Source organism: Pseudonocardia sp. KRD291, assembly GCF_019263595.1.
Classification (GTDB): domain Bacteria; phylum Actinomycetota; class Actinomycetes; order Mycobacteriales; family Pseudonocardiaceae; genus Pseudonocardia.
The window spans coordinates 1-11,821 of the sequence record NZ_JADQDD010000199.1; the positions used below are offsets into that span (position 1 = coordinate 1).

General features: G+C 72.7%; 8 protein-coding genes. 5 read left to right on the forward strand and 3 right to left on the reverse strand.

The window, feature by feature from the left end:
- Positions 1–34: 34 nt before the first annotated feature.
- Both I4I78_RS22955 and I4I78_RS22960 read right to left on the reverse strand, forming a co-directional pair.
- Positions 35–1,636: an NAD(P)/FAD-dependent oxidoreductase gene (locus I4I78_RS22955; protein ID WP_218613542.1), complete on the reverse strand. Its 1,602-nt coding sequence runs from the start codon at positions 1,634–1,636 to the stop codon at positions 35–37.
- Between the two features lie 122 nt (positions 1,637–1,758).
- The gene (locus tag I4I78_RS22960; protein ID WP_218613543.1) at positions 1,759–2,535 is read right to left on the reverse strand and encodes a maleylpyruvate isomerase family mycothiol-dependent enzyme; all 777 of its coding nucleotides are present in this window, start codon (positions 2,533–2,535) and stop codon (positions 1,759–1,761) included.
- A 108-nt stretch (positions 2,536–2,643) separates the two neighbouring features.
- Between I4I78_RS22960 and I4I78_RS22965 the strand changes: the two genes are divergently transcribed.
- The 5 genes from I4I78_RS22965 (at position 2,644) to I4I78_RS22985 (ending at position 10,393) form a co-directional block, all read left to right on the forward strand.
- Positions 2,644–2,958, forward strand: a complete 315-nt coding sequence (locus tag I4I78_RS22965) for a hypothetical protein (RefSeq protein ID WP_218613544.1) — start codon at positions 2,644–2,646, stop codon at positions 2,956–2,958.
- Positions 2,959–3,107: 149 nt separating this feature from the next.
- Complete coding sequence (gene icmF, locus I4I78_RS22970; RefSeq protein ID WP_218613545.1) at positions 3,108–6,422, forward strand: fused isobutyryl-CoA mutase/GTPase IcmF; 3,315 nt, start codon at positions 3,108–3,110, stop codon at positions 6,420–6,422.
- Positions 6,423–6,838: 416 nt separating this feature from the next.
- Positions 6,839–8,098, forward strand: coding sequence for a patatin-like phospholipase family protein (locus I4I78_RS22975; protein WP_218613546.1), 1,260 nt, complete (start codon positions 6,839–6,841; stop codon positions 8,096–8,098).
- Between the two features lie 475 nt (positions 8,099–8,573).
- Positions 8,574–9,158, forward strand: coding sequence for a hypothetical protein (locus I4I78_RS22980; protein ID WP_218613547.1), 585 nt, complete (start codon positions 8,574–8,576; stop codon positions 9,156–9,158).
- The gene (locus tag I4I78_RS22985) at positions 9,155–10,393 is read left to right on the forward strand and encodes a serine/threonine-protein kinase (RefSeq protein WP_218613548.1); all 1,239 of its coding nucleotides are present in this window, start codon (positions 9,155–9,157) and stop codon (positions 10,391–10,393) included. The genes I4I78_RS22980 and I4I78_RS22985 overlap by 4 nt, the downstream gene beginning before the upstream one ends.
- Positions 10,394–10,464: 71 nt before the next feature.
- Here I4I78_RS22985 and I4I78_RS22990 read toward each other — a convergent pair whose 3' ends face one another.
- Entirely contained in the window at positions 10,465–11,682 is a 1,218-nt protein-coding gene (locus I4I78_RS22990) for an alpha/beta fold hydrolase (protein WP_218613549.1), read from the reverse strand.
- Positions 11,683–11,821: the final 139 nt, after the last annotated feature.

Below are 11,821 nucleotides of genomic sequence, written 5' to 3' on the forward strand. Positions count from 1 at the left end.
CGCGTTACGGCTCCACGACGCGAGGGGCGGGGGTCTACTGCAGGGTGAAGCCCCGGTAGTCGTCGGCAGCGACCTCGTCACAGATCTGGCGGTATGCGCCGACCCCGCCGATGTAGGGCATGAACACCCGAGGCTTGCCCGGCACGTTCGCGCCCAGGTACCAGGACTTCGCCAGCGGGTACAGGGTCGCCTCGCCGACCTCGGCCACGTGGGCGACCCAGTCCTTCTGCGCCTGCGGCGTCGGCTCGATCGTCGCGACGCGGTCGCGCTCGAGGCGGGCCAGGCACTCGGAGATCCAGTCGACGTGCTGCTCGATCGAGACCAGCATGTTCGACAGCACCGACGGGCTGCCCGGACCGGTGATCGTGAACAGGTTCGGGAATCCGGCCACCCCCAGGCCGAGGTAGCTGACCGGGCCGTCGGCCCACGCGTCGGCCAGCGCCTGCCCGTCCCGGCCGCGGATGTCGATCGAGAGCAGCGCGCCGGTCATCGCGTCGAACCCGGTGGCGAGCACGACGTCGTCGACCTCGACCTCGCCGTCGGCGGTGACGACCCCACGTTCGGTGATCCGCTCGATCGGCGTCTTCTTCAGGTCCACCAGGTGCACGTGCGGGGAGTTGAACGTCTCGTAGTAGCCGGTGTCCAGGCAGGGGCGCTTGGTGCCGAACGGGTGGTCCGACGGGGCCAGCGCCTCGGCCGTCGCGGGGTCGGTGACCGTGTCCCGGATCCGGCCCCGGATGAAGTCGGCGGCCATGTCGTTGGCCCGGATGTCGAGTCCGATGTCGGCGTAGGTGCGCCGCATCGCGCCCAGACTGCCCTGCGCCCAGGCGTCGTCGAAGGCCGCGCGGCGCTGCTCCGGGCTCGCGTCCAGGGCGGACTCGGTGGGCAGGTCACCGACCAACCCGGCCGGGGAGTGCCGGGCCGCCTCCCGGTACGCCGCGTAGTTCGCCTTGCGCTCGTCCTGGGTCCGCGCGTCGAGCGGGCGGTTGCGTGCAGGCAGGCTGTAGTTCGCCGTGCGCTGGTAGACGGTCAGCTCGGCGGCCTGCTCGGCGATCACCGGCACCGACTGGATACCCGACGACCCGGTACCGATCACCGCGACCCGGCGCCCGGTGAAGTCGACGCCGGCGTGCGGCCAGCGCGCGGTCGAGTACACCGGGCCGGCGAACGCGTCCAGGCCGGGGATCTCCAGGTCCTTGGGCCGGGACAGGCAGCCGGTCGCGAACACGCAGTACCGCGCCGTGACCGTCTCGCCGTGGGAGGTGGTGACCGACCAGCGCGACGTGTCGTCGTCCCACACCGCGGAGGTGACGCGGGTGTCGAGCTCGATGTCGCGGCGCAGGTCGAACCGCTCGGCGACGTGCTCGGCGTAGCGCAGGATCTCCGGCTGGGCCGGGTAGCGCTCGGTCCACTCCCACTCCTGCTCGAGCTCCGGGGAGAACGAGTAGGAGTACTCGAGGCTCTCCACGTCGCAACGGGCGCCCGGGTACCGGTTCCAGTACCAGGTGCCGCCGATGCCGCTGCCGGCCTCGAAGACGCGGGCGCTCAGGCCCAGACCGCGCAGGCGGTGCAGCTGGTAGAGACCGGCGAAACCCGCGCCGACCACGACGACGTCGGGGGAACTCTGACGACTCAACGGACGCTCCTTTGCGACGCGAACGACTTCCGCCCCAGCATGCGTCGCCGATGCCGTCGCGCGCCAGGGGCGAGCTCGGCGGCATCGTGATTCCGGAGACCCGCCGGGGTCGTGCGCGGGGGTCAGAAGTCGGTGCGCTCCAGCCAGCGTGTCCAGACGGCGGCGTCGCCGAGCACCTGCAGGCGCGCATCGTCGGACGGGATCCGGCGGGTCACGCCGAGCAGGAGGTCGCTCGCGGTGCCGCGGACGGCGGCGTCCCCCTTGCCGTGCCCGTGCTCCCAGACGACGGCGACACCGCCGTCGGCGGCCTCGCCGCGCAGCAGCCACTCACCGGCCGCGCCCAGCTCCTCGTCGGTGGCGTGCAGGTGCAGGGTCGCGCCCGCGGCCAGCGGACCGTCCCCGGCCGTGGGGCGGCCGGTGAGCAGGTCGAGCCACTCGGAGACGCCGTCCGCGGCCAGGTCCGGCGCCAGGTCGAACGCCCGGCCGAGCGCGAGCGTCACGTCCGCGCGGTGCACCGTGGCCTCGTGCAGCCGGCGGCGGATCCACCAGGCGGCCGGCTTCGGGCCGGTGAACGTCCAGATCGGGGTGTCCGCGCCGACCGACTCCACGGCCGCGAGCAGCTCGCGGACCCCGCCGCGCAGCCAGTCCGCCTCGGCGTCGGCCCCGCCCTCCGGCGGGCGGCCGCCGACGACGTCGCGCGGCGGGAGCACCTCGCTCGCGCGGCCGGCGACCATCTGCGCGGCCCACCGGTGCCCGCGCCCGACGTGCTTGAGCACGGAGCGCAGGTCCCAGCCGGGGCAGGTCGGGACCGGCGTCGACGGTTCGGCGGCGGCCAGTACGGACGCCAGCCGGTCGTTCTCGGCGGTCAGGTGGGCGGACGCGGAGCCGGGCGCGGACATGAACGAAACCTAACGTCTGCGCTGCGATCCGCGCGTCCCCGCATGTCGATCATGGACCTGGGGTAGTGATAAGACATGCCGCCTCATCGCGATTGGACGCGACGTGGAGTGGGCCGTGCCCTGCTGTGGTGGCCGTTCACGGCGTTCGCGCTGGTGGCGGCGTTTCCCGCGATCGCGGTGCCGGCGATGGTCGGCTCGGGCGTGCTCCTGGTCCTCATCGGACTGGTGGGCGGGGCACTGGGGAAACGGTGGCGGGCGCGCAGGCTCCGCCGGGCAGGCCGCACGATCGGAGCGCTCCCGCGCACGGTCGCCGAGGGACCGGACGACCCGCCGGCCGACGTCACGCCGGCCTCCGCGGGCACGCCGGACGCGGCGCCGGGCGACGAGCCCGACGACGAGGGCCCGGACGTGCGCGCGGCCTGACCCGGCCCGGTCCGGCGGCCCCGAGATCGACTCCCGCCCTGCTCAGGGCGAGGGTGTGATGCGATCCAAGGTTACTTGTATGTCCGATACTAGGATGTCAAACTAAATCCGTCGGGCGTCCCCTCCAGGCCCGGCGGGAGGAGCGGGTCATGGCGGACTCGAACGCTGTCAGTACCGGTCAGGACCAGGGACTCCACGTCCCGAGGAACCCGGTCCGGTTCGTGACCGCGGCCAGCCTGTTCGACGGGCACGACGCGGCCATCAACATCATGCGCCGGATCCTGCAGCGCCAGGGCGCCGAGGTGATCCACCTCGGGCACAACCGCTCGGTCGACGAGGTGGTGACCGCCGCGATCCAGGAGGACGCGCAGGGCATCGCCATCAGCTCCTACCAGGGCGGGCACGTCGAGTACTTCTCCTACCTGGTCGAGCTGCTGCGCGAGCGCGGCGCCGGGCACGTCAAGGTCTACGGCGGCGGTGGCGGCGTGATCGTGCAGGAGGAGATCGACCTCCTGCACTCCCGTGGCGTCGCCCGGATCTTCTCCCCGACCGACGGCCAGCACCTCGGCCTCCCCGGAATGATCAACATCATGATCCGGGAGTGCGACGTGGACCTGTCCGCGCAGGCGCCGTCGTCGGTGTCGACGGCCGGCTCCGCGAGCTCCGCCTTCGCCGACGGTGTGTTCTCCGGCGAGCCGGCCACGCTCGCCCGCGCGTTGACCCAGGCCGAGTCCGGCGCCCTACCCGACGACGTCCGCGAGCGGATCGTCTCCGCCGAGCGGGCGGTGCCGGTCCTGGGCATCACCGGAACCGGCGGCTCGGGCAAGTCCTCGCTGACCGACGAGCTGGTCCGGCGCTTCCGCCTGGACCAGGAGGACAAGCTCCGGATCGCAGTCCTGGCCGTCGACCCGACCCGCCGCAAGGGCGGCGGGGCACTGCTCGGCGACCGGATCCGGATGAACGCGCTGGGGGGCAGCGGGCCCGCCGGCGCGGGAGGCCATGACAGCGTGTTCTTCCGCAGCCTGGCCACCCGCGGTACCGAGGGGAGCCTGCCGGAACGCCTCGGCGACGTGATCTCGGTACTCAAGGCGGCCGCCTTCGACCTGGTGATCGTCGAGACCCCCGGCATCGGGCAGGGCGACGCCGGCATCGTGGGGTTCGTCGACAACTCGCTGTACGTGATGACGCCGGAGTTCGGCGCCGCGTCGCAGCTCGAGAAGATCGACATGCTGGACTTCGCCGACGTCGTCGCGATCAACAAGTTCGAGCGCCGCGGCGCCGAGGACGCGCGGCGCGACGTCGGGCGCCAGCTCGTGCGCAACCGCGAGGAGTTCGGCGCGAGCTGGGAGGACATGCCGGTCTACGGCACCTCGGCCGCGACGTTCAACGACGACGGCGTCACCGCGCTCTACCACCACCTGCGTGACGTCCTCGGCGAGAACGGCCTGGTCACCGGCGAGGGGCGGCTGGCCCGGACCGACCGCAAGACCTCCACCGAGTACGCCGCGGTGATCCCGCCGGAGCGGGCGCGCTACCTCGCCGACATCGCCGAGACACTGCGCACCTACCACTCCGACACCGACTCCGCGGCCGATGCGGCCCGCACCCGGGCGCACCTGCGCACCGCGCGTGAGCTGGTGGGCCCGGACGGGCACACAGCCGTCGACGAGGCACTGGCCGAGGCCGAGAAGGCGCTGCCCGGCGAGACCGCGGAGATGCTCGAGCAGTGGCCGAGGACGGTCGAGGACTACTCCGGCGACGAGCTGGTCTTCAGCGTGCGGGACAAGGAGATCCGCACGAAGCTGACCAAGGAGACGCTCTCCGGGAACCCGGTGCGCCGGGTGTCGCTGCCGAAGTACACCGAGGACGCCGAGATCGTCCGGTTCCTGCGCAAGGAGAACCTGCCCGGGTACTTCCCGTTCACCGCGGGGGTGTTCCCGTTCAAGCGCGAGGGTGAGGACCCGGCCCGGATGTTCGCCGGCGAGGGCGACCCGTTCCGCACCAACCGCCGGTTCAAGTACCTCTCGGCCGACTCCGAGGCCAAGCGCCTGTCCACGGCGTTCGACTCGGTGACGCTCTACGGGCACGACCCGGACACCCGTCCCGACATCTACGGCAAGGTCGGCACCTCCGGCGTCTCGATCGCGACGCTGGACGACCTCAAGGCCCTCTACGACGGGTTCGACCTCTGCTCGCCGACGACCTCGGTGTCGATGACGATCAACGGCCCGGCGCCGACGATCCTGGCCTACTTCCTCAACACCGCGATCGACCAGCAGGTGGACGACTTCCGCGACGAGCACGGTCGTGAGCCGGACGCGTCCGAGCACGAGGAGCTGACCGCCTACGCCCTGGCCAACGTCCGGGGCACGGTGCAGGCCGACATCCTCAAGGAGGACCAGGGGCAGAACACCTGCATCTTCTCCACCGAGTTCTCGCTGCGGATGATGGCCGACATCCAGGAGTGGTTCATCGCGCACAAGGTGCGCAACTTCTACTCCGTCTCGATCTCCGGCTATCACATCGCCGAGGCCGGGGCGAACCCGATCTCGCAGCTGGCGTTCACCCTCGCGAACGGCTTCACGTTCGTCGAGAGCTACCTGGCGCGCGGGATGGACGTCGACGAGTTCGCGCCGAACCTGTCGTTCTTCTTCTCCAACGGCATGGACGCCGAGTACTCGGTGATCGGCCGGGTCGCCCGCCGGATCTGGGCGGTGGCCATGCGCGAGCGCTACGGCGCCAACGAGCGGGCGCAGAAGCTCAAGTACCACGTGCAGACCTCCGGCCGGTCGCTGCACGCGCAGGAGATGAACTTCAACGACATCCGGACCACACTGCAGGCGTTGTGCGCGCTCTACGACAACGCCAACTCGCTGCACACCAACGCCTACGACGAGGCCGTGACGACCCCGACCGAGGAGTCGGTGCGCCGCGCGATGGCCATCCAGATGATCATCACCAAGGAGTGGGGCCTGTCGATGAACGAGAACCCGCTCCAGGGTTCCTACGTCATCGACGAGCTCACCGACCTGGTCGAGGAAGCGGTCCTGAAGGAGTTCGACTCGATCGCCGAGCGCGGCGGGGTCCTGGGCGCGATGGAGACCGGCTACCAGCGCGGCAAGATCCAGGACGAGTCGATGCTCTACGAGCACCGCAAGCACGACGGCACGCTGCCGATCGTCGGGGTGAACACGTTCGTCAAGCCGCACGACGACGAGGAGCCGCAGACCATCGAGCTGATGCGGGCGACCGAGGACGAGAAGCGCTCCCAGCTCGACCGCCTGCAGGACTTCCAGTCCCGCAACCGGACCGAGGCGGAGCAGGCCATGCGACGCCTCCAGGACGTCGCCACCGGCGAGGGCAACGTCTTCGACGAGCTCATGAAGGCCGCGAGAGTCTGCTCCCTGGGCCAGCTGACCTCGGCCTTCTTCGAGGTGGGAGGCCAGTACCGCCGCAACATGTGACCCGTGCGCGAGGGTGGTGTCCGGCGGGTGATCAGCGGCCGGGTACCGATGAGGGCCACCCGTGGCGCCGATCGGTACCGGGCCGCCGATCTCGCGCAGTCCGGCACCGGCACCGGGACCGGCGGGTTGACATGGGCCGTGACGCGGCCACCGGCCGGCCGGTGCCGCGTTGTGGAGCCATGTCGCGGCCACGGGCCGGGCAGGGCCGCGTTGTGGAGCCGTGTCGCGGCCACGGCCCGGCCGGTGGCGCGTCGTGGAGCCATGGTGCGGCTGGGGGCCGGGCAGGGCCGCGTTGTGGAGCCATGGTGCGGCTGGGGACCGGGCTGTGGCGCGTTGTGGAGCCATGGTGCGGCTGGGGACCGGGCTGTGGCGCGTTGTGGAGCCATGGTGCGACCGACGGAGGGTAGACAGGCGTCGTGAGTAGCGCCGAGCCCGCCGGGCCGAACATCGTCATCGCCTGCCAGGGCGGCGGGAGCCACTCGGCGTTCGGCGCCGGTGTGCTGGGTGGGCTGCTGTCCGCCCCCGAGCTGGACGGCCACCGGGTCACCGGGCTGTCCGGGACGTCCGGGGGCGCGATCAACGCGCTGCTGGGCTGGACGGCCCTGCGCGACGGCGACCGGGCCTCGGCCGCGCGTCGCCTGGACGCGTTCTGGGCGGACAACGCCGCGAGCGGGCCGATCCAGGCTCTGCTCAACACCGCCGTCGTCGGTGCGTCGATCCTGCAGAACCTCGACGCGCTGCCGGGTGTCAGCCCGTACCTGGTCCCTCAGGTCGCGGCCGCGCAGTTCCGGTCGCTGCTGCAACGGCACGTCGACTTCGACGCCATCACCGCCGACCCGGGCCGCGTCGACCCGCTGCTCGTGCTCGGCGCCGTGGACGTGCTCTCCGGCGACTTCCGCGCGTTCTCCAGCCACCGCGAGCGGATCACCGCGGAGGTCGTGGCCGCCTCGGCCGCGATCCCGAACCTGTTCCGCGCAGTCGAGACCGCGGGCGGCACGTTCTGGGACGGGCTGTTCTCCCAGAACCCGCCGGTGCGCGACCTGCTGGCGGCGCTCCCGGACGAGCTGTGGGTCGTCCAGATCACGCCGTCCGCGGTGGACCGGCTGCCGCGCACGCTGACCGAGATCGTCGACCGGCGCGGGGAGCTGTCCGGGAACCTGTCCCTCTACCAGGAGCTGGCGTTCGTGGAGACGCTCAACCGCCTGATCGACGACGGCCGCCTGCAGCCCGGCGGGGAGATCGGACGCACGGTGATCCGGGTGATCGAGCTGCCGCGCGAGATCCTGCCGCGGGCACTCGGGGCGGCGTCGAAGTCCGACCGCAGCCCGGCGTTCCTGCAGCGCCTGACCGACTCCGGCAAGGAGCAGGCCGAGAAGTTCCTCGGGGCGCTGGCGTTCGAACGGGCCTGGGCCGACGGCGACGTCGAGGCGGTGCGGGAACTCTGCGCACCGGGCGCGTCATTGGTCGCGGACGACCCGTTCCCGGGGTCGTTCCGCAACGCCGTGCACGACGTGCTGGACCGCGACGTCGGTCCGGACCTGGCACACAAGCAGGTCTCCGGTGACACCGTGACCTGGGCGCTACGCGCGCCGGGGATCGAGACACCCTGCGTCGCGCGGGCCACCTTCGACGGCCGGAGGGTCAGCGAGCTGCGTCTGGGCCGGCGAACGGCCTGAGCCTGCGGACCGTGAACACACCGATGTCCACCCGCCCCGACACGGGCGGACACCGCACGCTAGCGCCGGGCGGCCCTACGCTTCCCACGGTTCCATCCGCCGAGGATGCTCAGGGCCTCGACGAGCGACTCCGCGGCTTTCGCGAACGCGCGACCGAAGTTCTTCACGGGGGTCCTCCTGTGTCGTGCTGCTGGGGGCCGTTCCACGCTCTCAGACGCGGGCCGGGTTCGTGCACGGGGTTGCTCGGCCATTGCGGTGACGAATCGGGCAAGTTGCCGGCCGGCGTCGAGCTGCTCGCCACTCTTTCGGCGCAGTCACGGCCAAACGGTCCATCGACGAAGCCGCTGGTCGGCGCAATGAGATGGTCGATCCCGGGAAGCCACGCGTCCGTTGGGATGTACTCGGGCGCGCCCTCAGGCATCAACCGGTCGCACAGGAGATGCTTCCGGGGAGTACGGACGAGGGGTGGGATGTCGTGTCGACGAATGTGGTGATCTGGGTCGTGGTCGCGGCCGTCGTGCTGATCGCGATCGGGGTCGGACTGATCGTCGCCGGGCGGGTCCGGGGGCGTCGCCGCAGCGCGGCGCTGCGCCGGCACTTCGGCCCGGAGTACGACCACGTCGTCGAGCAGTCCGGTGGGCGTTCGGAGGGCGAGTCGGTGCTGCAGCGACGGCTGAACCACCGGCGCGAGCTCGACGTCCGCGACCTCGACGCCGACGAGCGCGAACGGTTCTCCTCGGCTTGGGACCAGGCCCAGAACTCGTTCGTGGAGACCCCGCGCACCGGGCTGCGCGACGCCGACCTGCTGGTGATGCAGGTGATGCGGGACCGCGGCTACCCGGTCGAGCACTTCACCGAGCGCGAGGAGATGGTCTCGGTCGACCACCCCGACCTGGTCGGGCACTACCGGGCCGCGCACCGCACGGCCGTCGCCGACACCCAGGACCACGCGGACACCGAGCAGCTCCGCCAGGCGATGGTCGACTACCGCTACCTGTTCGACGAGCTGATCGGCGCCGGGCACCCGGAGCGGACGCAGCGGGGCATGCAGGCACCGTGAGCGACGGCACGCCCCGCGAGGAGACCACCGAGGTGGTGAACGGCCCGACCGTGCTGTCCGGGCGCTACGAACTCGTCCGCCTGCTCGGCGAGGGCGGCATGTCCCAGGTCCACCTCGCGCACGACCGCGAGCTCGGCCGTGACGTCGCCGTCAAGATCCTTCCGGCCACCGGCGACCGGGACGACGAGGACCTGCAGCGACTGCGCGACGAGGCCCGCGCCGCCGCGTCGATCACGCACCCCGGCGTCGTCACCGTGCACGACATCGGCACCACGCGCGACGGCCTGTTCGTGGTGATGGCCTACGTGGACGGCGAGTCGCTGGCCGAGCGCCTCCGCCGGGCCGGGCCGCTCGACCCGGCCGACGCCGTCGCCGTCGGGCAGGCCGTCTGCGATGCGCTGGGGGCCGCGCACCGGGCCGGCGTCGTGCACCGCGACGTCACCCCGGGCAACATCATGCTCGGGCGCGACGGGACGGTGACCGTCACCGATTTCGGCATCGCCCGGATGGGGCCCGGCGCCGGGCGCACCCGGACCGGCTACATCGTCGGGACCCCCTCGTACCTGGCCCCCGAGCAGGGACACGGCGGTGAGCTGGACGGACGCGCCGACCTCTACGCGCTGGGATGCTGCCTGTTCACCGCCCTGACCGGGCGCCCGCCGTTCACCGACGACGACTCGTTCGCCGTCGTGCTGGCACACATGCGCTCCGACCCGCCGCGCCCGCGCCGGCTGCGCGCCGACATCCCGGAGGCACTGGAGGCGGTGATCCTGCGGGTGCTGGCCAAGGACCCGAACCGCCGCTACCCCGACGCCGCGGCGATGGCGCTCGCCCTCGGCGAGTCGGTCGGTGCCGGGGACACCGCACCCCGCGGGCACACACTCGAGCTGCCGAACCCGGACGAGACCGGGAGCTCGGACCCGCCGTGGGTCAAACCCCTCCCGCACCGGACGCCCGATCCGGACGCCGGTGCGGACGCCGAGGCGGTGACGCGCCGGACACCGGACACCGGGCCGGGCGCGGACCGCCGCGAGCCGGTCGCGCAGGCACCGCAGGCCCGGTCGAACCCCGGGGGCCGGGCCGAGCACACGACGGCCCTGGACAGCACCCTGGCCGACGTCGAGAGCGACCAGGGGCGCTCGGGGGAGCGCCGCCGCGGCGTCGGGTTCACGCTGATCGGCGTGGCCCTGGTCCTCGTGGTCCTGGTCGTGCTCGCGGTGCTGTTCCTCCGCTGAGGCTCGGCCACCGCAGAGCGAGGTCCCGGGTTCCGGCAGGGCGGAGTCCCGGGTTCCGGCAGGGCGACAACTCAGCCGGGCAGCATCAGGTCCAGCGACAGCGCCGCCGCGAGCACCGGGCCGATCAGCCGCGAGGCCCCGCGACGCGGGAGCGCGGCGATCCGCGGCGCGAGCGCGGTCAGGTCGCGGTGGCGGCCGCGGGCGAGGACGTGGGCGATGGTCAGCGCGGCGACCGGGTGCGTGTCGAGTGCGCTGTGGCCCATCCCCGGGATCGGCACCAGGACCGCGTCCGGGATCAGCGCGGCGACCCGCTCGGCGACCGGCGGCGGCGTCCGCAGGTCCCGGTCCCCGGACACGACGGCGGTGGGCCACCGGAAGCGGGTGATCTCCGCGGGCAGGTGCAACGGCTCCCCCGCGTACGCCGGGGCGTGCCGGGCCGCGGCGGCGGACGCCGTCTGCGGGTCCAGAGGCAACCCGTCCGGTGGGAGCCCGTAGCCGAGCTGGCCGAACGCGATCCCGCGGACCAGGTCGGGCTCGTAGACCAGCGGCGTGCCGGGCCCGACCTCCTCGACGCCCAGTCCGGCGATCAACCGCCAGGTCCGCAGGCCGCGACCTCCGGCCAGCGCCGAGAGCAGCCGTTCCAGCACCTGCGGGCCGCCGAACTCGTAGAGGACCGGCACGACTCGGCCGGTCTCGTCGGCGGACACGATCCCGTCGCCGACGAGGCGGCGCAGCAGCTCTGCGCACCGGGCGGTGTCCGGTGCGGTGCCGTCCCAGAGCAGGCCGCGCAGGTGCGCGCGGACCGCCGGGAGGTCCTCGGCGACGGACAGGATCGGCGAGTCCAGCACCATCCCCGCGACCCGCTCCGGGTGCCGGACGCCGAACGTCTGGGCCAGGTAGGTGCCGTACGACGAGCCGAGGACGACCGCCCGTCCGATCCCGGCGTCGTCGAGCACGGCGGCCAGGTCGTCGGCCGCGGCCTGCACGGTCACGTCGGCGACCGCGAGGTCGGTCCCGCCCTCGTCACGGCGCGACAGGCCGACCCCGCGGTGCTCCATCATCACCACGTCCAGCCCGCGTGCGGCGGCCCGTCGGCGGACGCCGCGGTAGGGCAGCACGGACGCGATCCCCGGTCCGCCCGGGACCAGCACGATCGGCGGGGTCCCGGCCGTGCCCGGCCCCGTGCGGACCCAGTGCACCGGCACACGGCCCTCCCCCGCCGGTCGCAGGACGACACCGCCTCCGTGGGTACGGCGGACGGCGGCGGACCACGCGTCGAGCGTCGTCACGGGTCCTCCTCCGGGAGCGGGTGTCGTAGTCGAAGACGCCCGGACGACGGGCGCGTTCCCCCGGGCTCCTGTGATCGTGCGCTCGACGACCGCACCGTGCCGCCCGAGCACCTTCGTCGTCACTGCCGGCCCCGGTTCC